The organism is Klebsiella sp. w6, assembly GCF_033100215.1.
GTDB classification, from domain to species: domain Bacteria; phylum Pseudomonadota; class Gammaproteobacteria; order Enterobacterales; family Enterobacteriaceae; genus Klebsiella; species Klebsiella variicola.
Genome location: NZ_CP136907.1, coordinates 1,430,616 through 1,454,262 on the forward strand (window position 1 = coordinate 1,430,616; position 23,647 = coordinate 1,454,262).

21 protein-coding genes, 1 tRNA gene and 1 pseudogene are annotated in these 23,647 nt (G+C 55.5%); 18 read left to right on the forward strand and 5 right to left on the reverse strand.

The annotated features are described in order from the left end of the window. Positions 1–3: 3 nt before the first annotated feature. The 6 genes and pseudogenes from R0140_RS07000 (at position 4) to R0140_RS07025 (ending at position 6,110) form a co-directional block, all read left to right on the forward strand. Positions 4–2,475 (forward strand): type VI secretion system Vgr family protein, encoded by a 2,472-nt coding sequence (locus R0140_RS07000; RefSeq protein WP_049152783.1) that lies wholly within the window; start codon positions 4–6, stop codon positions 2,473–2,475. Next, positions 2,476–3,360 carry a glycine zipper 2TM domain-containing protein gene (locus R0140_RS07005; RefSeq protein WP_032740192.1) on the forward strand — a complete coding sequence of 295 codons (885 nt, stop codon included), beginning with the start codon at positions 2,476–2,478 and terminating at the stop codon, positions 3,358–3,360. Beyond that, positions 3,350–3,907, forward strand: coding sequence for a hypothetical protein (locus R0140_RS07010; RefSeq protein WP_050484407.1), 558 nt, complete (start codon positions 3,350–3,352; stop codon positions 3,905–3,907). The genes R0140_RS07005 and R0140_RS07010 overlap by 11 nt, the downstream gene beginning before the upstream one ends. A 75-nt stretch (positions 3,908–3,982) precedes the next feature. Continuing rightward, positions 3,983–4,111, forward strand: a pseudogene (locus R0140_RS07015) (type VI secretion system lipoprotein TssJ); the annotation flags it as partial. Positions 4,112–4,416: 305 nt separating this feature from the next. Beyond that, positions 4,417–4,815 carry a YdcA family protein gene (locus tag R0140_RS07020; RefSeq protein WP_072023782.1) on the forward strand — a complete coding sequence of 133 codons (399 nt, stop codon included), beginning with the start codon at positions 4,417–4,419 and terminating at the stop codon, positions 4,813–4,815. 71 nt (positions 4,816–4,886) lie between these two features. Further along, on the forward strand, positions 4,887–6,110 hold the full coding sequence (locus tag R0140_RS07025) for a GIY-YIG nuclease family protein (RefSeq protein WP_032740191.1): 1,224 nt from the start codon (positions 4,887–4,889) through the stop codon (positions 6,108–6,110). 232 nt (positions 6,111–6,342) lie between these two features. Here R0140_RS07025 and R0140_RS07030 read toward each other — a convergent pair. Together R0140_RS07030 and R0140_RS07035 are read right to left on the reverse strand one after the other, a co-directional pair. Beyond that, positions 6,343–6,417 (reverse strand) — tRNA-Arg (locus R0140_RS07030). A gap of 90 nt (positions 6,418–6,507) precedes the next feature. Further along, a complete protein-coding gene (locus R0140_RS07035; protein WP_023298041.1) occupies positions 6,508–7,437 on the reverse strand; it encodes a formate/nitrite transporter family protein in 930 nt (309 codons plus the stop codon). Between the two features lie 289 nt (positions 7,438–7,726). Here R0140_RS07035 and mlaA point away from each other — a divergent pair, with 289 nt between their 5' ends. Then, positions 7,727–8,488, forward strand: coding sequence for a phospholipid-binding lipoprotein MlaA (gene mlaA, locus R0140_RS07040; RefSeq protein WP_008803901.1), 762 nt, complete (start codon positions 7,727–7,729; stop codon positions 8,486–8,488). A 62-nt stretch (positions 8,489–8,550) separates the two neighbouring features. Here the strand turns inward: mlaA and fadL are convergent, their stop codons facing one another. Continuing rightward, a complete protein-coding gene (fadL, locus tag R0140_RS07045) occupies positions 8,551–9,873 on the reverse strand; it encodes a long-chain fatty acid transporter FadL (protein WP_012967490.1) in 1,323 nt (440 codons plus the stop codon). 373 nt (positions 9,874–10,246) lie between these two features. Here fadL and R0140_RS07050 point away from each other — a divergent pair, with 373 nt between their 5' ends. The 4 genes from R0140_RS07050 (at position 10,247) to sixA (ending at position 14,838) form a co-directional block, all read left to right on the forward strand. Continuing rightward, the gene (locus R0140_RS07050) at positions 10,247–10,531 is read left to right on the forward strand and encodes a YfcZ/YiiS family protein (protein WP_012967491.1); all 285 of its coding nucleotides are present in this window, start codon (positions 10,247–10,249) and stop codon (positions 10,529–10,531) included. 157 nt (positions 10,532–10,688) lie between these two features. After that, positions 10,689–11,999 (forward strand): acetyl-CoA C-acyltransferase FadI, encoded by a 1,311-nt coding sequence (fadI, locus tag R0140_RS07055; RefSeq protein WP_008803904.1) that lies wholly within the window; start codon positions 10,689–10,691, stop codon positions 11,997–11,999. Beyond that, complete coding sequence (gene fadJ / locus R0140_RS07060; protein ID WP_047666834.1) at positions 11,999–14,143, forward strand: fatty acid oxidation complex subunit alpha FadJ; 2,145 nt, start codon at positions 11,999–12,001, stop codon at positions 14,141–14,143. Before fadI ends, fadJ begins: the two co-directional genes overlap by 1 nt. A gap of 209 nt (positions 14,144–14,352) precedes the next feature. Beyond that, entirely contained in the window at positions 14,353–14,838 is a 486-nt protein-coding gene (gene sixA, locus R0140_RS07065) for a phosphohistidine phosphatase SixA (protein WP_008803906.1), read from the forward strand. A gap of 18 nt (positions 14,839–14,856) precedes the next feature. On the opposite strand, the gene smrB is transcribed toward sixA, so the two are convergent. Further along, positions 14,857–15,408 (reverse strand): endonuclease SmrB, encoded by a 552-nt coding sequence (smrB, locus tag R0140_RS07070; RefSeq protein WP_023323062.1) that lies wholly within the window; start codon positions 15,406–15,408, stop codon positions 14,857–14,859. Positions 15,409–15,575: 167 nt separating this feature from the next. Here smrB and prmB point away from each other — a divergent pair, with 167 nt between their 5' ends. From prmB to R0140_RS07100, 6 genes are read left to right on the forward strand one after another with little or no spacing between them, the layout of a single operon-like run. Then, positions 15,576–16,508 carry a 50S ribosomal protein L3 N(5)-glutamine methyltransferase gene (gene prmB / locus R0140_RS07075; protein WP_002913346.1) on the forward strand — a complete coding sequence of 311 codons (933 nt, stop codon included), beginning with the start codon at positions 15,576–15,578 and terminating at the stop codon, positions 16,506–16,508. A gap of 42 nt (positions 16,509–16,550) precedes the next feature. After that, positions 16,551–17,636, forward strand: a complete 1,086-nt coding sequence (gene aroC / locus R0140_RS07080; protein WP_023323061.1) for a chorismate synthase — start codon at positions 16,551–16,553, stop codon at positions 17,634–17,636. A 2-nt stretch (positions 17,637–17,638) separates the two neighbouring features. Further along, on the forward strand, positions 17,639–18,463 hold the full coding sequence (mepA, locus tag R0140_RS07085) for a penicillin-insensitive murein endopeptidase (RefSeq protein ID WP_047666833.1): 825 nt from the start codon (positions 17,639–17,641) through the stop codon (positions 18,461–18,463). Beyond that, positions 18,463–19,272 carry a sulfite exporter TauE/SafE family protein gene (locus tag R0140_RS07090; protein ID WP_008803911.1) on the forward strand — a complete coding sequence of 270 codons (810 nt, stop codon included), beginning with the start codon at positions 18,463–18,465 and terminating at the stop codon, positions 19,270–19,272. Before mepA ends, R0140_RS07090 begins: the two co-directional genes overlap by 1 nt. After that, positions 19,272–19,820 (forward strand): elongation factor P hydroxylase, encoded by a 549-nt coding sequence (locus R0140_RS07095; RefSeq protein ID WP_012540963.1) that lies wholly within the window; start codon positions 19,272–19,274, stop codon positions 19,818–19,820. Before R0140_RS07090 ends, R0140_RS07095 begins: the two co-directional genes overlap by 1 nt. A gap of 31 nt (positions 19,821–19,851) precedes the next feature. Further along, positions 19,852–20,133: a YfcL family protein gene (locus tag R0140_RS07100; RefSeq protein WP_008803913.1), complete on the forward strand. Its 282-nt coding sequence runs from the start codon at positions 19,852–19,854 to the stop codon at positions 20,131–20,133. A gap of 61 nt (positions 20,134–20,194) precedes the next feature. On the opposite strand, the gene mnmC is transcribed toward R0140_RS07100, so the two are convergent. Continuing rightward, entirely contained in the window at positions 20,195–22,183 is a 1,989-nt protein-coding gene (gene mnmC / locus R0140_RS07105) for a bifunctional tRNA (5-methylaminomethyl-2-thiouridine)(34)-methyltransferase MnmC2/FAD-dependent 5-carboxymethylaminomethyl-2-thiouridine(34) oxidoreductase MnmC1 (protein ID WP_094918157.1), read from the reverse strand. A 158-nt stretch (positions 22,184–22,341) separates the two neighbouring features. On the opposite strand from mnmC, the gene fabB reads away from it, so the two are divergent. Continuing rightward, complete coding sequence (gene fabB, locus R0140_RS07110) at positions 22,342–23,562, forward strand: beta-ketoacyl-ACP synthase I (protein ID WP_032755070.1); 1,221 nt, start codon at positions 22,342–22,344, stop codon at positions 23,560–23,562. Positions 23,563–23,647: the final 85 nt, after the last annotated feature.

Genomic DNA, 23,647 nt, shown 5'->3' on the forward strand with positions numbered 1-23,647 from the left:
GTAATGGATAACTGGCTGGCGCTTTTTGACGGGCAGACCCGTTACTTTCTGGATATCAATGACAGTTCGGTGAAGCCGGATGTTTTGCGCTTTCGCGGCCGGGAAGCCCTGAGCGAGCCGTTCAGCTGGGACATCGAGTTCACCACGCTTCAGGCGAACATCCCCCCGGAAGAGGTGCTGATGAAATATGCCTCTTTCCGGATGCGGAGCGGTAAAAGTGTTCACGGCATGGTGACCCGCCTGGAATGGTTGTCCACCTCTCAGGACCAGTCTCACTACCGGCTTACGCTCAGTTCGCGCCTGGCGCTCCTGGGATACACCCGACAGTGCGCGGTATATCAGAACCAGTCCGTTCCTGAGGTGGTGGAGCAGGTGCTACGCAAACATGGCCTGGAAGGACCTGATTTTGACTTCCGCCTGGAGCGCACCTACCCGCCGCGTGAAATTATCACCCAGTGGCGGGAAACGGATTTGCAGTTCATCCGGCGCATTCTGTCCGAGGTGGGGATTTACTGGCGCACGGAGATGGATGATGTGCGCGGTCTGGATACCTATATACTGGCCGACAGCCAGCTTAACTACCACTTTGATGTACAGTTGCCCTACAGCGAACCATCGGGCCTGTTTGACGGCGCGGCAGAATCGGTCTGGGATGTGCGAACCTGGCACAACATCGCCACCGGCACCGTTGCCACGCGGGATTACAACTACCGGACCGCCGCCACGCCGATGGATGCCACAGTCAGCGTGCGTCATGATGCGGTCACCACCGGGGAGCATTACCGCTACGCCGCGCCGTATCGTGACGCGGGTGATGACGCCAGCCCGGAGCCGGAAACCGAATCCGGGGCGTTCTATGCGCACATCCATCACGAGCGGGAGCTGAATAAATCAGCCCGTATTCATCTGTTCAGCAACGCTGCTCATCTCACACCCGGACAGGTGCTGGAGCCGCTGGGCGATGTCATTGCAGCCCTGAAAGAAGGCGTCGTCCTCACCCTGGTGACCTACCGGGGGGCCCGTGATTCCCGTCTGCATGTGTCAGTCTGGGGCCAGCCTTATACCGAACGTTACTGCTTCCGTCCGGTAGAGATCCCTCGCCCGGTCATCCCGGGTACGCTCCCGGCCCGGATCGAAAGTCGCGAAAAAAATGATACCTACGCACACCTGGACGAGCAGGGGCGCTACCGGGTGAAGCTGGACTTCGACCGGGAGTGGACGGAAGCCGGTTACGGTTACCTGTGGCTGCGGATGGCGAAACCTTATGCCGGTGAAACGCTGGGCTGGCATACGCCGCTCATCGATGGAACCGAGGTGGCGATAGCGTACAGCAATGGCGATATTGACCTGCCGTACATCGCGTATGCGCTGCACGACTCCGAACATCCCGACCTGGTGAACCGGGACAATCACACCCGCAACGTGCTGCGCACCCCGGCGAACAACAAGCTGCGGATGGAAGACAAACGGGGTGAGGAGCATATCAAACTCGCCACGGAATACGGTAAGACACAGCTCAACAGCGGGCATCTGGTGGACGCGCAGGGACAACGTCGCGGCCAGGGGGCCGAACTGCGTACCGATGAACACGGGGTTATCCGTGCCAGAAAAGGGCTGTTTGTCAGTGCGGATGCGCAGTTGAAAGCGCAGGGTGACGCACTGGACAGGGATACGGCCCTGAAGGAAATCGACCGGCTTAACCAGCAACTGCAGCAGCTGAAAATGGCGGCAGAGCAGGCGCAGACGCTGAAGGCGGATGTGGACAGCCAGATACAGATGTTTGAGCAGAGGCTGAAACCGCTCAATGAAGCTGTGCTTTTCTCAGCCCCGGAAGGCATGGCGCTGACCAGCGGGGAGCATCTGCAAATGACGGCCACGAAGAATGTCGCCATTAATGCCGGGGAGGATATCAATGCCGGTGTCATGGGCAACATGACCGCACTGGCCGGGGAGAAGCTGGGGCTCTTTGCCCGCACCGGCCAGCTGAGTCTGAAATCCGGAGAAGGGCCGGTCGAGGTGCAGGCGCAGAATGCCAGCCTGCGGCTGTTTGCTGAGAAGAAGCTGACGCTGAGTTCGGCGAGTGACATCTCGTTTGCCGGGAAGAAGCGTATCACGCTTATCGGTGGCGGGAGCTACCTGCGACTTGAGGCCGGGAAGGTCGAGTATGGTACGACGGCGACCTATATACGCAAGGTGAAGCGGACGATGTTTGCTGGTGCAAATTCAACACCAACGCCATCAATATCAATGCCATTAGTTGACGATTTAATCCGGAATGGATTCTTCGATGAACAATTCCGAATCTTGGATGATAGTGGTAAGCCCATGGCCAATGTCCCATATTTTATCTCTAGCGAAAATGGTGAAACATTTAAAGGTGTCACCGACAATCAAGGTCTGTGCAAACGCGTTTTTTCAAAAGAATCAGCCAAACTTACCGTTTGGCTAGGTGTCCTGGCTCTGGAGAGATGGTAGATGACTGAGCATTCAACTTTAACTAATGAAACTCCACATTCAACGTACGAAATAACTGGTATGTTAATGCCAGCCCGTGCATTCTTCTTTATCGTTGTTGATGAGCCAGGGAAAGACGGTTTTCTTGTTAGGAAAATATATGCTTCAAATTCTGATTCCTATCTTTCAAAGATGGACTTATCAGAAGCAAAAATGCTTTCAGAAACTAACCCTGAACGGTATGGTTTAATTCCAAAGAATTTTTCAGCATCCTACTCTGTAGCTGAGCATGTGATGGGGGAGAACGCTTCATCATATATTTCCACTAGCTCTGCCTTTCCGGAAGGATCTCCAAGATTTGAAGGTAAAACAATTATTGTTGATGTTGAAAAAGCTGTAAGGTCGGGTGCGAAATTAATTTCTACAGAAGAAATACTTAAGAGCCTTGATGATTACAAGAGCCAAAATCCACACTTGGTAAAACGTATTGATAAAATATCAAAATATGTTAAGGATATAGATAGGGAAGTATTGCTACACGGTGAAAAAATACCCGCATCCGCGGTTTTCACTCCAGAGACATTAAAATACGCAAAGTACTTTACACGTGCCGCTCGTGTCGTACAGGTGACAGGAATTGTCTTTACAGCTTATGATCTAGAACAGGCGTCAGAAAAATCGCTTAAAAACGGGAGTGTGAAACCGATAACCGCTGAAGTCATTAGGCAAGCTGGAGGATGGGGGATGGCTGTAGCTGGAGCAAAAATAGGTACAGTGGCTGGTGCGGCGGTTGGCATTGAGACGGGCCCTGGGGCGGTGCTAACAGGGCTTATAGGCGGAGTTATATTCGGAACCGCTGGTTATTTTGGTGCAGATTGGGTGGCGGACTATATTGATGAAAATTAACTTATTTAACTTATTCAGGAAAAAAAACAGATTACAGGATGATTTTCCTCATGCTCAATTTATGGCGTTGCCAGAGGAGGGGGGGTATCCTTTATTTTCCTCTCTAGATAAAAGCAATGTATATGCACATTCAGCATGTTTTATGATAAAACCTGAGGACATATTAGTCATTGAACATTTGATTGAATTATTTTTTCACAGGGAGGTGAAAATAAGCGAGGTAAAAGAGAAGGTTTCAGACCATAATAAAGTCCTCGTTTGTTATAAATTTAAGGAGTTTGAACAGGATATTGTAAGACTTATCACAAATGATAATGAATTTATCAATTGCCTTTGTGAGAAAGGCTTAGAACCTCCAGAGCCAGAGTGTGCATTTCCTGATAAGGACTTTGGTGCTTATGGTAGTCTGCAAGGAGATATGGAGTTTTGGTGGAACGTATACTGGAAACCATTTTGGGAAAGTTTAAGAGAGGAAGAAAGAAAACAATATCTTGAACGAAGTAATTTATCGATTGGTGCCATTGAATTTCTGGAACACCGCCGTTAGCTAAAGTATATACAGTATTACTCATTTCGATTATCCAAAATTGCTACGTAAATTTTATTGGTATATTAGGTTTGTATCGCGGGCTGCGGCCTGACGCAGACCGTCACGGACGGTAAGGTTAGCATCACGAAATCCATCTTCTACAGGAATACTAAAAAACTGCATCTGGATTTTACCCCGTGCACGGCCATTAACGCTGATGGATGCCTCAGTATTTGTGCGTCATGATGCGGTCACCACCGAAGTGGTGATGGCATACAGCAACAGTAATATTGACCTGCCGTACATCGCGTATGCACTGCACGACTCTCCGGCGTAATGGATATCCTGACCCCGTTAACCGGAATAACCACACCCGCCATGTCCTGCGCACAGCGGCCACCAATAAACTGAAAACGGAAGAAGTGATAATTTATCTGTCAGTTAATCATTGCGTATTCTCTGGCGAATCAGTTAATAACTGACAGGGAACAGAACCCCAAATAACGAAATACAACACGGATATGGAAATGAAAAAATTAATTCTTCTCTTGCTTTCAGGCATTTTGTTGACCACTCAGGCTGACGCTGCTCGTGGAAGAAAGCCCTGCTCCGGTTCAAAAGGCGGGATAGCGCATTGTACATCCGATGGCCGGTTTGTCTGTAATGACGGAAGCCTGAGTCAATCAAAGCGATTTTGCTCTGGATATGGTGATTCTGTAACTCGCGAGCGGGTTAAACCTTCCACCCCCTCCCATAAAACACAAATCAAAAAGGCGACAACAGCGAAAAAGCAAGAGCCACAACGCGTTATTGAAAGCGATGAGCCGGTCGAAACACCAGCCCGCCAGCCCACCTGTGCGCCTCTTTATATGGCCAGTAAGCCCGGCTTTACCCATTTACCGATTTGTTCCGGAAATCAGTATTAACAGGGAGCGGAGCATCATTTTTCTGTTATTCCGCGTAATTCATCAAGATTAAAATAAAACAGGAAGTAAATATGGCACGAAGAAAAAAGGATGATAATGTTGCAATTCTCATTTTGGTCATTATAGGCGTGATGGTCTGGGGAGTTTATGTTGCGGTAAAGGCATTAATCAATCTTAATGAGCGATTCATTGAATCCGTATCGAATCCGGCAGGCGTTATTGGTTTGTTCTTTGGGTTACTGCTAGCCATTGCACTGATAATACGGATTATTATTTATCGCGGCTTTAGAAAAAAAGCCGCAGATCTGGCAAAAAAAGAGAAAGCCTTTGACGAAATCGTCAGTACCGAAGTGGCTTGCAAGCTGTATCAGGAAAAGCAACAGCTTGCCGGTCAGTGGGATGAATTTCGCAATGCCAGAAATAAAGCCTCCAGGGCATTGCAGCGTATTGTGGACTCCGCGTATAAATTCAAAGTCAAAACACTACTTTCCGGCACCACGGTAAATAACTGGCAAAGCAAATACGACCAGCTCAGGAAGGAGAGAGACGCTTACGCGGCCATTAGCGAGAAAATCACCTTTCTGGAACTTGAAGATAACGCCGACTGGGAAGGTGTAAAGCAGCAGTTTCTGGATAAGGTCGCCCTGCTGGAAAAAGCGCAGGAAGAAAAAGAGTATCAGGCTGAGCTTAAGCGTCAGATGCGGGAAGAAAAACAGCGTCAGGATGAACTGGAGCAGCAGCAGCGCGAAGCGGAAGAAGAGGAGCAACGCCTTGCTGAGCAGCAGCGTTTACTGGGGGAAGCCCTTCTCGCCGCTGAAGGCACACACCGGGAAGAGCTGGAAAGACAGCGTCTGGAGCTGGAGCAGAAAATCCAGGAAGTACATCAGCAGTATGAACGCGCCAAATCCATGGCTCAGCTCACCAGACAGGGACATGTGTATGTGATTTCGAATATCGGCTCCTTCGGTGAAAATGTCTTCAAAATTGGTATGACCCGACGGCTGGAACCTATGGAGCGAGTGAAAGAGCTAAGTGGAGCGGCGGTACCTTTTGATTTTGACGTCCATGCCATGATTTCCTGCGACGATGCCCCCGCACTGGAAAGAACGCTGCACGATCACCTGGAAAATTATCGCATTAATAAAGTTAATCTGCGCAAGGAGTTTTTTCGGGTTGAGCTTAGTCGGATTATTGATGAAGTTGAGCGCCATCATGGTCAGGTTGAATATGTTGCCGACCCGATAGCATTGCAATATCTGCAGAGTCTTGAATATGCAGAAAGCGAAGCTGCATAAAATAGGAGGCTGGATAGTTACACGTGTGTGAAAGCGCTTTTGGCAGTGATGATATCATTTCCCGTAGCGACCGACTTGGCGTGGGAAGCAAAATGAACCCCATGAAAACACCGCTGTCTTAACCAGATAAGAGCGGAAAAAGGGCGAGGCGGAAGGACGATTGTAGATTGCAGGTAATGGCGATGTAACGCAACGGATGTCGATCGAGAGAGAAGATTATTGCGGCTGGGCATGGTGTCCCCTGCAGGAATCGAACCTGCAACTAGCCCTTAGGAGGGGCTCGTTATATCCATTTAACTAAGGGGACAAGGCGGTGCGAGTATAGCGTTTTTTGCCCGCCTGAGTAAGAGCCATGCCGTCTGACTGCTTAAACCCTCGCCACTCAGGGCGCTTTTTTTTAAGCCTGGTCGGCGTTTTTGGCTTTCTCCGCGGCCTGGGCGCGGGCTTCCGCTTTTCGCTTGCTGCTCATATCGTTACGGATCTGCGCATGGCTCAGCAGCGCGAAGATGAAGGTCCCTCCGCAGATATTTCCCGCCAGCGTCGGCAGGGCGAACGGCCAGATAAAGTCGCTCCAGGGCAGGCTTCCGTTAAACACCAGATAAAGGATCTCGACCGATCCCACCACGATATGAGTCGTATCCGCCAGGGCGATAAGCCAGGTCATGAGAATAATCACCACGATCTTGGCCGCACCGGCGACAGGAAACATCCAGACCATGGTGGCGACCAGCCAGCCGGAAATAATCGCATTAGCGAACATCTCCGTCGGGCTGTTTTTCATTACGTCTTCGGCGATGCTGACAAAGGCCTGACGAGTTGGTTCATCAAAGACGGGCATAAAATTGAAGGCCCATGCGGCCACTGCGGTACCGATGAGGTTGCCAGCCAGCACCACCGACCATAACCGCATCAGCAAACCGATGTTACCTGGTGTGGGATTGTGCATCACCGGCAGAACGGCGGTAACCGTATTTTCCGTGAACAGCTGCTGGCGGGCCATGATCACGATAATAAAGCCGAAGGTATACCCGAGATTTTCCAGTAAAAACCCGCCCGGGATCCCCTCCAGTTTGACGTGAAAAATCCCTTTTGCCAGCAGGGAGGCGCCCATCGACAGACCGGCCGCAATGGCTGACCACAGCAAGGCCAGCGCATCGCGTTCCATCTCTTTTTCCCCTTCCTGGCGAATATGTTCATGGATGGCCATCGCCCGCGAGGGCAGGCGATCTTCATCCACTTCTATTTCCTCTCCGCGCTGTTTTTCTTCACTTTCGACTTCTCGCTCGTCATCCGCTGGTTTTAATTTGTTATTGTCTAGTTCATCCATTTCGTGGCCCTCGCTATCAATCTATATAGATATAGCGTAGCGGCTTTCCCTGCCGTCTGGCTGGGCATACTCTGAAATCGCAAAAATGGTAACGTCAGATTTTTGTTGCTCCGGTAGAATAGGAGCCCCGCGATCTCGTTATTCCCAGGCTATGATCAAATCAACAACTTGGGTGATATAGACATCGTTCAACGTGCTGTTACAATCGCTCACATCTATACGGGCGGAAACGTTGTCTTTCCGTCATGGATGGCAACTCGCGATAGCCATAAAAACCAGGGAGACACCTATGAATTATCGCCTGTCGGCGCTTGCGCTTGGCGCCACATTGCTGGTGGGATGTGCCAGTTCCAGCTCTGGCGATCAGCCGCAGGGGCGTTCAGACCCGTTAGAAGGGTTTAACCGCACGATGTTCAATTTCAACTTTAACGTGGTCGACCCTTACGTGCTTCGCCCGGTGGCGGTGGCATGGCGTGACTACGTCCCGCAGCCGGCGCGCAATGGTTTGAGCAACTTCACCAGCAACCTTGAAGAGCCGGCGGTAATGGTGAACTCCTTCCTGCAGGGCGACCCCTATAAAGGTATGGTGCACTTTACCCGTTTCTTCCTGAACACCATCCTCGGGATGGGCGGTCTGATCGATGTCGCGGGCATGGCGAATCCGCAGCTGCAGCGCGTTGAACCGCATCGTTTCGGCAGCACGCTCGGCCATTATGGCGTCGGCTATGGTCCGTATGTGCAACTGCCATTCTACGGTAGCTTTACGCTGCGCGATGAAGGCGGTGATATGGCCGATGGCCTCTACCCGGTACTCTCCTGGTTGACCTGGCCGATGTCGATTGGTAAATGGGCTGTCGAAGGGATTGAAACGCGTGCCCAGCTGCTGGATTCCGACGGCCTGCTCCGTCAGTCTTCCGATCCTTACATTTTGGTGCGTGAAGCTTACTTCCAGCGCCATGACTTTATCGCCAACGGCGGTAAGCTGACCCCGGCGGACAACCCGAATGCCCAGGCTATTCAGGATGAACTGAAAGACATTGATTCACAGTAATCTGCGAATGATAAAAAAAAGGGTGAACATGTTGTTCACCCTTTTTTGTTGCGTGCGGCTTATCAGAAGCGGTAGTTGAAGTTGGCGCCGTACAGCCAGGCGGTCCCTTCGGAACGGAAGGTATACGGGCCTTCCTTAATTTCAACGTGCTGGCCGTGCATATAGGAAAGACCGACGTCAACCGACGCATCCTTGTTGAACGCGTAAGTGGTACCCGCGCTCAGCCACAGGCGATCCTGGTCAGGAATGGAGATGGAGCGGTTGTTGGCCGGCACCGGGCTGTCATCGAAAGCGATACCGGTGCGGAAGGTCCAGTTATCGTCGTAATAATACGTGGTCCCCAGCGCAAGACGGTAGGCGTCCTTAAAGCCTTCCTCTTTATAGAACAGCGTCTGGCCGTTGCTGCCGGTGGCTTTCAGCTCCTGGAACTGACTCCAGCTGGTGTAGGTCAGGCTATAGTGGACCGCCCACTGCGGCGCCACGCGGTTATAGCCCGACAGCTCCCACATTTCCGGCAGGTTAAGGGTCAGAGAACCGCCAGTGGTCTGGCCGTTAGTGCCCGCTGGCAGACCGAAGTTGCCGAGGATTTGGTTATAGGCCGCCGGCAGGCTGCTGCGGTAGTTACCGTCGAAGTCGATCTTCACCTCGGAACGGTAGGTAAAACCGTAGCGGTTGTTCTTATCCAGCTCATAGAGGATACCGGCATTCCAGCCAAAGCCCCAGGCGTTGCCGTTAAGATGGGCGATCTGCGTGTCGGCAGGGATCTTCGCCACCTGGCCTGCCAGCGCCGGCGGCAGTGCGCCAGAACCAGCGACAATCTGACCCAGGTCACCCGCATAGCGCTCGATCTTCGCCTTGGCGTAGACCGCGTCAAAACCTAAGCCAAAGCTCCAGTTGCTGTCGAGACGGTAGGCGCCGCTCAGGTTGAAGTTCGCGGTGGTCAGGTCGGTTTTACCGCCCATGCTGCCAGCCGCATAGTCATCGTTGTATTCCGTTGCCAGGCCGTAGTTAGAGGTAATGGATGCCCCCCAACCGAATTGATCGTTAATCGGCGCGACAAAGTGGAAGTTGGGAACCCACGCCGTCGGGGCGATATTGTCCGCATTCAGGCTCTTGCCGGTGGGAGAGGTGCCGGAGACATTGACACCCGGGTCAACAAAAACGGCGCCCGCCGACATAGTTGGACGGTCAAACATCATAATTAATGCCGGGTTACGACTGGCATTGCCTGCATCGTCTGCGATAGCCCCTTCACCGGAATAGGCCCGACCCAGCCCTGATGAAGAGAATTCGTTGAGCTGGAAGCCTGCTGACCAGGCCTGGGTGGAAACAAGTGCTACAGCCACTGCAAGGGCAGATTGGGTAAAGCGGGTTTTCTGGCTCATGCCCATAACCTCATTGAGTTATTTTTTTTTAAACTATGTTACATGCCGTAACAGAAGCGCGGAAGTGTAGGGTCTGTGGTACAACAGAGAAATCAGACCAGTGCGCTGAGTATAGGTCTGACCAGATGAGTTGTTGCAAGTTTGTTTATGAAGTTTTTCAATTGTGATAACAGAAACGCGATCCAGCTGGCAAAATTGTCGGGGGGAGTAAGAGGCAGAAAAGCTGATTTTTGTTTTAGATCATTTTTAAGTGTGATTTCTGTCACTTAACGCGGTGATGGCGATTCTCGGCTGGAGGCTCACCGGGGGCAGGGCGTAAAATAGGCACATTATTTGTCTGGCACCGAAGGTGCCTATACAGAGGAAATCTACGATGAGTAAATGTAGCGCTGATGAAACCCCGGTATGCTGCTGTATGGATGTTGGCACCATTGTGGACAACACCGACTGCACCGCCTCATACAGCCGCGTGTTCGCCAACCGCGCGGAAGCGGAGCAAACGCTCGCTGCGCTGAGCGAGAAAGCGCGTAATGTGCAATCTGAACCGTGCAAAATCAACCCGACCTTCACCGATGTTGACGGCGGCGTACAGCTGGATATCGATTTTATTTTTAGCTGCGAAGCCGAATCGCTGATCTTCCAGTTAGGATTACGTTAATCCCTCCGTTTAACGCCCCGTAGAAGGGGCGTTACCTTTCTGTTCAATGTGTTTTGGCTCGCAATTTTTCGCTTCCCCGATTGGCTTAATGTAAAAAATTAGTTAAGACTGTTATCAGGTCAGACCACTTGGTTGTTTTGCTTAACAGGGGAGCGTTATGAGTCAGGCATTACCGCTTATCACCCGTCAGGGCGATCGCATTGCCATTGTCAGGGGGTTACGCACGCCATTTGCGCGCCAGGCGACGGTTTTTCATGGCGTTCCGGCCGTTGATTTAGGGAAAATGGTGGTTGGCGAAATGCTCGCCCGGAGTGACATTCCCGCGGACGTCATTGAGCAACTGGTTTTTGGCCAGGTGGTGCAGATGCCGGAGGCGCCGAATATCGCCCGGGAAATCGTGCTCGGCACTGGAATGAGCGTGCACACCGATGCCTATAGCGTCAGTCGCGCCTGCGCTACCAGCTTCCAGGCCGTGGCGAATGTTGCTGAAAGCCTGATGGCCGGCACCATCCGCGCCGGTATCGCCGGCGGCGCCGACTCCTCTTCTGTATTGCCCATTGGGGTCAGTAAAACACTGGCCCGCACGCTGGTGGATGCCAATAAAGCCCGCACGCTGAGCCAAAAGCTGAAGCTGTTTTCCCGTCTGCGGCCGCGCGACTTGCTGCCGGTCCCCCCGGCGGTGGCGGAATATTCAACCGGTTTGCGGATGGGCGATACCGCGGAACAGATGGCGAAAAGTTGGGGCATCACCCGGGAACAACAGGATGCGCTGGCGCATCGTTCGCACCAGCTGGCGGCCAAAGCCTGGGAAGAGGGAAAGTTGTCAGCTGAGGTGATGACGGCCTACGCGCCCCCTTTCCGCGAGCCGCTGGAGCAGGACAACAATATTCGTAAAAATTCAACCCTCGCAGATTACCAAAAGTTACGCCCTGCCTTTGACCGCAAACATGGCACCGTCACCGCAGCCAACAGCACGCCGCTGACGGACGGCGCGGCGGCGGTGATCCTGATGACCGAGTCGAGGGCCAAAGAGCTGGGTCTGACGCCGCTGGGTTATCTGCGCAGCTATGCCTTTACCGCCATCGACGTCTGGCAGGATATGCTGCTGGGTCCCGCATGGTCCACGCCGCTGGCGCTGGAGCGGGCAGGTCTGACGCTGGCGGATCTGACGCTTATTGATATGCACGAAGCTTTTGCTGCGCAGACGCTGGCCAATCTCCAGTGTCTGGCAAGCGAGCGCTTTGCCCGTGAAGTGCTGGGACGCTCGCAGGCCACCGGTGAGGTGGATGAGAGCAAGTTTAACGTCCTCGGCGGATCTATTGCTTATGGCCATCCTTTTGCTGCCACCGGCGCGCGGATGATCACCCAAACGCTGCATGAGTTGCGGCGACGGGGCGGGGGATTCGGTCTGGTGACGGCCTGCGCGGCAGGTGGTCTGGGTGCGGCGATGATCGTGGAGGCTGAATAATGGATGCTGTTTCCGCTTTTAAGCTTGAGGTCCGTGCGGACAAGATCGCGGTGATCACCATCGATGCCCCGGGTGAGAAAATGAATACCCTGAAAGCTGAGTTCGGCAATCAGGTGCGGGGGCTGATACGTCGGGTTCGTGATGATAAGTCGGTGCGCGGCGTGGTGTTTATCTCCGCCAAAGCGGATAACTTTATCGCCGGCGCAGACATTAACATGATTGCCCGCTGCCGCAGCGCGCAGGAAGCGGAAGCGCTGGCGCGCCAGGGACAGCAGATTATGGCTGAGATCCATGGCTTGTCGATCCCGGTGATTGCCGCTATCCACGGCGCCTGCCTCGGCGGCGGTCTGGAACTGGCGCTGGCCTGTCATGGCCGGATCTGTAGCGATGACGAAAAAACCCGACTCGGTTTGCCGGAAGTGCAGCTTGGCCTGCTGCCGGGCTCCGGGGGAACGCAGCGTTTACCGCGGCTGATTGGCGTCAGTACAGCGCTGGATATGATGCTTACCGGCAGGCAGCTGCGTGCGCGCCAGGCGCTGAAGGCCGGTCTGGTAGACGAGGTGGTTCCGCAGGCGATTTTATTGCAGGCGGCGGTGGAGCTGGCGCTGAAGGGGCGACCGGCCAGTCGGGATATGCCCGTACGCGAACGCGTGCTGGCGGGGCCTTTGGGCCGCCATCTGTTATTCCATTTCGTCGGCAAACAAACGCAGCGCAAGACCCAGGGGAACTATCCGGCGGTGAAGCGAATTCTGCAGGTTGTCGAGAATGGCCTGGCCCACGGTTGCAGCAGCGGTTACGCCGAAGAAGCTCGCGCGTTTGGCGAACTGGCGATGACCCCGCAGTCGCAAGCGCTGCGTTCGATCTTCTTTGCCAGTACCGATCTGAAAAAAGACCGTGGCGCCGAAGCAGAGCCCGGACCGCTGACGAGCATTGCGGTGCTGGGCGGCGGCTTGATGGGCGGGGGGATCGCCTATGTGACCGCCTGTAAGGGCGGGCTGCCGGTGCGCATTAAAGATATCCAGCCGCGTGGGATTAACCATGCCTTAAAGTACAGCTGGGAGCTGCTGAATAAACAGGTCCGCCAGCGTCGTCTGCGCCCCAGTGAGCGCGATCGCCAGATGGCGATGATCTCCGGCGCCACCGACTATCAGGGCTTTGCTCATCGCGACGTGGTGATCGAGGCGGTATTTGAGGACCTGGCCCTGAAGCAGCGGATGGTCAGCGAAGTGGAGCAATATTGCGGGCCGCAGACCATCTTTGCGTCGAACACCTCATCGTTACCGATAGGCGATATTGCCGCCCAGGCCCGTCGCCCCGGGCGAGTGATCGGCCTGCATTTCTTCAGTCCAGTGGAAAAAATGCCGCTGGTTGAAGTGATCCCGCATAAGGGAACCGATCCGCAGGCTATCGCCACCGTGGTGCAACTGGCTAAACGTCAGGGGAAAACGCCGATTGTGGTGGCGGATAAAGCGGGCTTCTATGTGAACCGCATCCTCGCGCCCTATATCAATGAAGCGATGCGCCTGCTGGTGGAGGGCGAACCGGTTGAAGAGATTGATAAGGCCCTGGTTAAATTCGGTTTCCCGGTAGGGCCAATCCAACTGCTGGATGAGGTTGGCATCGATACCGGCACCAAAATTATCCCCGTGCTGGAGAGCGCGTTTGGAGAACGTTTTAGCCCACCTGCAAACATCATTGACGCGATTTTGAAGGACGATCGCAAAGGTAGAAAAAATAATCGTGGTTTCTATCTTTATGAGACAAAAGGGCGTAAAAGCAAAAAACGGCCCGACCCGGCAGTTTATCCGCTGCTCGGCATCGACCGCCCCCAGTCGCGGCTCTCCGCGCAGCAGGTGGCGGAACGCTGTGTGATGATGATGCTTAACGAGGCGGCGCGCTGCTTTGATGAGCAGATTATCCGTAGCGCGCGCGATGGCGATATCGGCGCCGTCTTTGGTATAGGGTTTCCGCCATTTCTTGGCGGCCCGTTCCGGTATATGGATACTATCGGCGCGGGTGAAGTTGCCGCGATCCTGCAGCGCCTGGCCGCCCAGTACGGCCCACGTTTTACACCCTGTGACACTTTATTACGCATGGCCGAACAGGGGACAACCTTTTGGCCAGCGGATGAACGGCTGACCTAAGTTGTGGTCAAAGAAGATAAATCCGGCTGCGGATGACGCTGTTGATTGGCTGTTTTGTAAACAATGATTGACTATACTTACGCCATTGAGGTAAAAAACAGCGTTTCATTCGTTGAATGGATCAGGCACAATGCCCGGCCACCGGGTCACCTGCGTATTGTCTTCGCAGGCCAAACTACGGTGCTTCTGGTTAACAAAAGCGGTGCAATATGCAAGTTTTTATTATGCGTCACGGCGACGCTGCCCTCGATGCAGCCAGCGACTCAGTTCGTCCATTAACCGTATGCGGTTGTGATGAGTCTCGTCAGATGGCAACCTGGCTGAAAGGTCAAAAAGTGGATATTGAGCGCGTTCTTGTCAGTCCCTATCTGCGTGCAGAACAGACGCTGGATATTGTTGGGGAGTGCATGAACCTGCCGAAACATGTCGACGTGATGCCGGAACTCACGCCGTGCGGCGACGTAGGCCTGGTTAGCGCCTATCTGCAGGCGCTGGCGAATGAAGGCGTGGCGACGGCGCTGGTCGTCTCCCACCTGCCGCTGGTGGGGTACCTGGTCTCAGAGCTGTGTCCGGGGGAAACGCCTCCGATGTTCACCACCTCGGCTATCGCCTGCGTGACGCTGGACGCCGACGGCAAGGGTGAATACCTCTGGCAGAAAAGCCCCTGCAATCTCAAGATGGCCAACGCCATCTGACGGCCCCGGAGCCCGCCGTTAAGGCAGCTCCGGCGGTTGCCACTCCTCTACCTCAATCAGTATCAGCAGTGCGGCGTCACCGCCGTACTCTTTTGGTGCCTGGTGAAACGCCATAATATGCGGGTGTTGCGCCAGCCACAGCGGGGTTTGCTGTTTGAGAATATGTTTGCCGTGCCCGTGCATCACACAGGCGCAAAACACATGTTCGCGGCGGCAGGCGGCAATCAGCGCGCCCAGTTCCTGTTTGGCCTGCTGCTGGGTGAGCCCATGCAGATCGAGAAACAGTTCCGGCGAATAATCCCCACGGCGCAGCTTTTTCAGCTCAAAATGGCTGACGTCGGCGCGGACATATTTCGTCGAGCCTTCAGTATTCAGTAGCGGCTGAAACTCATCAGAGAAATAGTGGCTGTTATCGGCCTGTTCCTGCAGCAAACGCTTCGGAGCAACCTCAGTGACTTTCTTGCGCTGCGGACGGTGAACGATGGTGTCCTGCTTGATCTTTCGCGTGCCGGTCATTAACTGACGGAACAGCGCCTGATCCTCCTCGCTTAGCGATGTCTTCTTTTTCATTGTCCACTCTCATTAATACTTTGCGCTAGTTTACCCGACTCAATATCCCTTCGGGCAAGGAAAACCTGTTTTTTCCCCGGTCACCCCACGCAAGAATGCTGATTTATCGCCGTCTTCATGGCACACTAGCCGCCGAATTTATAGCAGAGTGTGCCCTGGAGGTTGTCGTGGATAAAATTTTTGTTGATGAGGCAGTCAATGAGCTGCATACCATTCAGGACATGCTGCGCTGGGCGGTAAGCCGTTTCAGTGCTGCTAATATCTGGTACGGTCACGGGACTGATAACCCGTGGGACGAGGCAGTACAGCTGGTGCTGCCGTCGCTCTACCTACCGCTGGATATCCCGGAAGATATGCGGACTGCGCGTCTGACCTCCAGCGAGAAACACCGCATCGTTGAGCGGGTGATCCGCCGCGTGAACGAGCGCATTCCCGTCGCCTATCTGACCAACAAAGCGTGGTTCTGCGGGCATGAGTTTTACGTCGATGAGCGGGTGCTGGTCCCGCGCTCCCCGATTGGCGAACTGATCAACAATCAGTTTGCCGGGCTGATTAACCATAAGCCGCAGCATATCCTTGATATGTGCACCGGCAGCGGCTGCATCGCCATCGCCTGCGCCTATGCTTTCCCGGAAGCCGAAGTCGACGCCGTGGATATTTCCCCGGACGCGCTGGCCGTCGCCGAGCACAACGTGGAGTCCCATGGCTTGATCCATCACGTGACGCCGATCCGCTCCGACCTGTTCCGCGATCTGCCGAAGCTGCAGTACGATCTGATCGTCACCAATCCGCCGTATGTCGATGAAGAGGACATGGCCGATCTGCCGGAAGAGTATGAGCATGAGCCGGTGCTGGGTCTGGCCTCCGGTAGCGACGGCCTGAAGCTGACGCGCCGTATCCTCGGTAACGCGCCGGATTATCTCAGCGATGACGGGATTCTGATTTGTGAAGTCGGTAACAGCATGGTACATCTGATGGAGCAATATCCGGACGTGCCGTTTACCTGGCTTGAGTTTGATAACGGCGGCGACGGTGTCTTCATGCTGACCAAACAGCAGCTGATTGACGCCCGTGCGCACTTCGGTATTTATAAAGACTAAAAAAAACAACACGCCAACATAACGAAAAAGATTGGAGCCGTGATGGCAGGAAATACAATTGGACAACTCTTTCGCGTCACTACCTTCGGCGAATCGCACGGCCTGGCGCTGGGCTGCATCGTCGACGGCGTGCCGCCGGGCATCCCGCTGACCGAAGCCGACCTGCAGCACGACCTCGATCGTCGTCGCCCGGGCACCTCGCGTTACACCACGCAGCGTCGCGAGCCGGATCAGGTCAAAATTCTTTCCGGCGTCTTCGAAGGCGTTACTACCGGGACCAGTATCGGTCTGCTGATTGAGAACACCGATCAGCGTTCGCAGGATTACGGCGCAATCAAAGATCTGTTCCGTCCGGGCCACGCCGATTACACCTACGAGCAAAAGTATGGTCTGCGCGACTATCGCGGCGGCGGTCGTTCTTCTGCGCGCGAAACCGCGATGCGCGTAGCGGCCGGGGCGATTGCCAAAAAATACCTTGCCGCGAAGTTCGGCATCGTCATTCGCGGCTGCCTGACGCAGATGGGCGATATTCCGCTGGCCATCAAAGACTGGGATCAGGTCGAGCAGAACCCGTTCTTCTGCCCGGACCCGGATAAAATCGACGCTCTGGATGAACTGATGCGCGGCCTGAAAAAAGAGGGTGACTCCATTGGCGCGAAAGTGACGGTGGTGGCTGACGGCGTACCGCCGGGCCTCGGCGAGCCGGTCTTCGATCGCCTGGATGCCGATATCGCCCACGCGCTGATGAGCATCAACGCCGTGAAAGGGGTGGAAATTGGCGACGGCTTTGAAGTGGTGAAGCTGCGCGGCAGCGAAAACCGCGATGAAATCACCAAAGACGGATTCCAGAGCAACCACGCCGGCGGCATTCTTGGCGGTATCAGCAGTGGACAGCAGATCGTTGCCCATATTGCGCTGAAACCTACCTCCAGTATTACCGTTCCCGGTCATACGATTAACCGCTTTGGCGAAGAAGTGGAGATGATCACCAAAGGGCGTCACGATCCGTGCGTCGGCATTCGCGCCGTACCGATCGCTGAGGCGATGCTGGCGATCGTCCTGATGGATCACTTTATGCGTCAGCGCGCGCAGAATGGCGATGTGACGACGACAATTCCACGCTGGTAACCATGAAAAACACCGTTATCGCACTGCTCGCGCTGCTGGCCAGCGCCGGTAGCCTGGCCGCGACTCCGTGGCAGAAAATATCCCAGCCGATCGGCGGCAGCGCCCAGTCAATCGGCGCATTTTCCAATGGCTGTATCGTGGGCGCCGAGGCGCTCCCTCTGAGCGCCACCGGCTATCAGGTGATGCGTACCGATCAGCGTCGCTACTTCGGTCATCCGGATCTGGTTCAGTTTATTCAGCGCCTGAGTAATCAGGTGCACAATAAAGGAATGGGAACCGTGCTGATTGGCGACATGGGGATGCCGGCAGGCGGGCGCTTTAACGGCGGTCACGCCAGTCACCAGACGGGCCTGGATGTCGATATTTTCCTCCAGCTGCCGCAAACGCGCTGGACATCGTCTCAACTGTTGAAGCCGCAGGCGCTGGATCTGGTCGCCAGCGACGGCAAGCATGTGGTGCCGTCGCTGTGGAGCCCGCAAATCAGCCAGCTGATCAAGCTGGCGGCGGAAGATAGCGAGGTCACCCGTATTTTCGTCAACCCGGCGATTAAACAGCAACTGTGCCTGGACGCGGGCATCGACCGCCAGTGGCTGCGTAAAGTCCGTCCCTGGTTCCAGCATCGCGCTCATATGCACGTCCGACTGCGTTGCCCGGCGGGAAGTCTGGAGTGCGAGGATCAGGCGCCACCGCCGCCCGGCGATGGCTGCGGAGCGGAGCTGCAGAGCTGGTTCGAACCACCTAAACCCGGGTCTACCCCCCCTGTGAAGAAGACGCCGCCGCCGCTGCCGCCTTCCTGCCAGGCGCTACTGGATGAGCATGTGCTGTAATGGATAGTTTTATCGAGTTGTTTGCCGTATCGCCGTTGGTGCTGGTGGTACTCTTCTTTGTCGCCATCCTGGCCGGTTTTATTGACTCACTGGCGGGAGGCGGGGGTTTACTGACCGTTCCGGCGTTGATGGCGGCAGGAATGCCGCCGGCGCAGGCGCTGGCGACCAATAAGCTGCAGGCCTGCGGCGGGTCGCTATCGGCGACCCTCTATTTTGTCCGCCGTAAGGTGGTTAGCCTCGCCGATCAGAAGCTGAATATTCTGATGACCTTTATCGGCTCAACCGCGGGTGCGCTGCTGGTCCAGCACGTCCAGTCCGATATTCTTAAGCAGATCCTGCCGTTGCTGGTGATCGGCATCGGTCTCTATTTTCTGCTGATGCCGAAACTGGGCGAAGCGGACCGGCAGCGTCGGCTGTACGGTCTGCCGTTTGCGCTGGTTGCTGGCGGCAGCGTAGGATTCTACGACGGCTTTTTTGGCCCCGGCGCCGGTTCGTTTTATGCACTGGCTTTTGTCACCCTGGCCGGATTTAACCTGGCGAAGTCGACGGCCCATGCCAAGTTGCTGAACGCGACCTCAAACGTCGGCGGTCTGCTGCTGTTTATCATCGGCGGGAAGGTCATCTGGGCCACCGGCTTTGTGATGATGGCCGGCCAGTTTATTGGCGCTCGCGCCGGCTCCCGGCTGGTGCTGAGTAAAGGACAGTCGCTGATCCGGCCGATGATCGTTATCGTCTCGGCGGTGATGAGCGCGAAGCTTCTCTATGACAGCCACGGGGCTGAGATTTTGCAGTGGTTGGGAATTCATTAATGCAACAGCAACACCATTATCAGCAACTGATTGACCTTTTCGACAGTTGCTTTGCCGAAGAATTTAATACTCGCCTGGTAAAAGGCGACGATGAGCCGATCTACCTTCCGGCCGATGACGACACGCCCTATCACCGTATCGTGTTTGCGCACGGGTTTTTTGCCAGCGCCCTGCACGAGATTTCTCACTGGTGTGTCGCCGGCAAAGCGCGCCGCGAACGAGTCGATTTTGGCTACTGGTACTGCCCGGATGGCCGCGATGCGATGACTCAAAGCCAGTTTGAGGACGTCGAGGTGAAACCGCAGGCCTATGAGTGGCTGTTCTGCGTGGCGGCGGGATTTCCGTTTAACGTCAGCTGTGACAATCTGGAAGGAGACGTTGAGCCCGATCGCATCGCCTTCCAGCGCCGGGTCCATGCTCGGGTGATGACTTTGCTTGAACAAGGGATCCCCGAACGTCCGGCGCGTTTTATTCGCGCATTGCAACATTATTATCAAACGCCGACATTGACGGCGGAACACTTTCCGTGGCCGGAAGACCTGCACTAAGGCCACACATTACATGACAAGAGGTAAGATGATGATCGCGGAGTTTGAATCACGCATTCTGGCGCTGATTGACAACATGGTAGACCACGCCAGTGATGATGAACTGTTTGCCGGCGGTTATCTGCGCGGCCACCTGACGCTGGCGGTGGCTGAGCTGGAAGGTGAGGGCGAGCATTCTGCTGAAGCGGTAAACAGTAAGGTCAGCCAGAGCCTGGAGAAGGCCATCAGCGCTGGCGAACTGTCGCCGCCGGACCAAATTCTGGTGCAGGGGATGTGGCATAACCTGTATCAACAGGCGAAAAATCAGGCCTGAGCCATATTGTAGCCCGGGTCAGGCGTCAGCCGTACCCGGGAAATTGCCTGCCCTCATGGTTTTATTTCACCGCTTTTCCCTTCAGCAGTTTTCTCACCCACAGCCGATTCGGATTCAGCGCCGCCAGAGTATCGCTATCCAGCGGCAGCGGTTCACCGCTCATCTGCGCCGCCAGCAGCTCAGCGCTTAACGGCGCGGTGCAAAGTCCGCGCGATCCGAGCGCCCCAAGCATAAACAGGTTGTGACAGACCGGCGCGCGACCGGCGTGATCCTGCTGTTCGTGGAGGCTGGCGTATTGCGTCAATGTTGCCTCATAGTCTGGCACGTTGCCGACCATTGGCAGGTGATCGCGGGTGGCGCAGCGCACGCCGCAGCGGGCGGCATTGGCGCTGATATCCACGTCCAGCGTCCACTCCGCGTTCGGGAAACAGTCGATCAGCCGTTGCCGGTTGTGCTGCTGATCTTCCTCGCTGAAGGTGGTGTCGGTCTTCCCGCGATGGTAGCTGGCGCCAATACAGTGCTGCTGATTTTGCGGATTATGCGGCGTCAGGTAGCCATCGTAGCACAGCACCTGGCGCAGGGCGGAAAGCCGCGGGGTGGTAGGTATATGACTGACCTGGCCGCCAACAGGGTAGACCGGCAGCTGCGCGGTTTGCGCAAAATCCGCGATGCTGTGGCCGTTCGCCAGCACCACCGCCTGATGATTGCGCTGCTGATTGAGCAGCCAGCCATCGCCCACCGCGCTGAGCGTTTCAACGTGATAACCATAGTGCACGTGCAGTCCGCGAGTTGCCGCCAGCGCCAGCAATTCGGCGGTGAGCTGCTGCGGGCACAGCCAGCCGCCGGCCGGATAAGTGATGCCGCCGCAGCCGGTATCGACGCCGGTCAACCCGACAACCTGTTCCGCCGTCACCGCGCAGGCGATGTCCGGGGGTAAATTCAGCGCCAGCATCTGGGCGATTTTGTGCGCGCTTTTTTCATCCCAGCCGAGCTGGGTGACACCGCACCATTGATGATCGAACATCACCGGCAGCGCGTCATACATTCGGCGGGCGAAGGTAAAGGCTGCCGGGAAAAAGCGCGCCAGCGCCGGATCGTGCTGGCTTAACAGCGGATACAGCGCACCCTGGCGATTGCCGGAGGCGCCCTGCGCCGGGGCGTCGTCGGCGCAGTAGAGGGTCACCTGCCAGCCGCGGCGCAGCAGCACGAGGGAGAGCAGGGCGCTGGCGATCCCGCCGCCGATGATGGCTACCTCGCGGGCATCGCTGCTACTGCGAGCGAACCAGGGGACGCGCGCAGGAAAGCTCAGCGTTTGCGCCATCTCGCCGGTCAGCATCTCCCGCTTGCGGCCGAAGCCTTTGCTTTTACGCATGGTAAAGCCGGCCTCCTGCAGGCCGCGGCGGACAAACCCTGCGGAGGTAAAGGTGGCCAGTGTCCCGCCGGGCCGCGCCAGACGTGCCATGGCATTGAACAGATCCTGGGTCCACATGTCGGGATTTTTGGCCGGGGCAAAGCCGTCAAGAAACCAGGCGTCCACCTGCTGGTTCAGCGAATCATCCAGCTCCCTGGTCAGCTCATTGATATCGCCAAACCACAAATCGAGCGTCACCCGCCCGCCGTCGAGCAGCAGACGATGGCATCCGCCGAAGGCCGACGGCCATTGCGCCTGCAGCTGGTGCGCCCACGGAGCCAGCTCTGGCCAGCGCAGGTGCGCCAGGCGGAGATCCTCAGCCTTTAACGGATATTTTTCAAAACTGATGAAATGTAACCTTTGCAGGGTAACGTCCGGGTTATCACGAACAAAAACGTCAAACGCCTGCCACAGGGTGAGGAAATTGAGCCCGGTACCGAAGCCGCTCTCCGCGACGATCATCAGCGGGCGAGGGTGGCTGGCGAAACGCTCCGGCAGGCGATTTCCACCGAGAAAAACGTAGCGAGTCTCTTCCAGACCGTTGTCATTGGAAAAGTAAACATCGTCGAAATCTCGGGAAACAGGTGTACCCTCAGCGTTGAATTCCAGGTTGGCGGGTTGTATGGCGTTTTGTTTCACGTAAGTTACTCGAATCACAAGGCGTAGCACGATCTTAACGATGTGTGCCTGAGGGCGCAAATTTATACACAAAATGTCTGATCGGACTTGTTCGGCGTACAAGTGTACGCTATTGTGCGACACGAAACTTAAAATAGTGCGACTTACAGAGGTATTTAATGAAACGTGCAGTGATTACTGGCTTGGGCATCGTTTCCAGCATCGGTAATAACCAGCAGGAAGTCCTGGCATCTCTGCGTGAAGGACGTTCAGGGATCACTTTCTCTCAGGAGCTTAAAGATTCAGGGATGCGCAGCCACGTATGGGGCAACGTCAAACTGGATACCACTGGCCTCATTGACCGCAAAGTAGTGCGCTTTATGAGCGACGCTTCTATCTATGCTTACCTGTCCATGGAACAGGCCGTTGCCGACGCAGGTCTGGCGCCGGAAGCATACCAGAGCAACCCGCGTGTTGGCCTGATCGCAGGCTCCGGCGGCGGCTCCCCGAAATTCCAGGTCTTCGGCGCTGATGCCATGCGTAGCCCGCGTGGTCTGAAAGCCGTGGGCCCGTATGTAGTCACGAAAGCGATGGCTTCCGGCGTTTCCGCCTGCCTCGCTACGCCGTTCAAAATCCACGGCGTTAACTACTCCATCAGCTCGGCCTGCGCCACTTCCGCCCATTGTATTGGTAACGCGGTAGAGCAGATCCAGCTGGGTAAACAGGACATCGTCTTTGCCGGCGGCGGCGAAGAGCTGTGCTGGGAAATGGCCTGCGAGTTCGACGCCATGGGCGCACTGTCCACCAAATACAACGACACCCCGGAAAAAGCGTCCCGTACTTATGATGCGAACCGTGATGGCTTCGTTATCGCCGGCGGCGGCGGTATGGTCGTGGTGGAAGAACTGGAACACGCCCTGGCGCGTGGCGCGCATATCTATGCCGAAATCGTCGGCTACGGCGCAACCTCCGATGGCGCGGACATGGTCGCCCCGTCTGGTGAAGGCGCAGTGCGCTGCATGCAGATGGCGATGCACGGCGTTGATACGCCGATCGATTACCTGAACTCCCACGGTACGTCTACTCCGGTCGGCGACGTGAAAGAGCTGGGCGCCATCCGCGAAGTGTTCGGCGACAACAGCCCGGCTATCTCGGCAACCAAAGCGATGACCGGCCACTCGCTGGGCGCGGCGGGCGTACAGGAAGCCATCTACTCCCTGCTGATGCTGGAGCACGGCTTTATCGCGCCGAGCATCAACGTCGAAGAGCTGGACGAGCTGGCTGCCGGCCTGAACATCGTCACCAAACCGACTGACGCTAAGCTGACCACCGTGATGTCCAACAGCTTCGGCTTCGGCGGCACCAACGCCACGCTGGTGATGCGTAAATACAACGCCTAATCAGTATGCGAAGTGCAGAGGGGGAGCCACCGGCTCCCCTTTTTTGTTATCTTGACAGGGTAAGGGCCTGCAGGCACACTGCTGG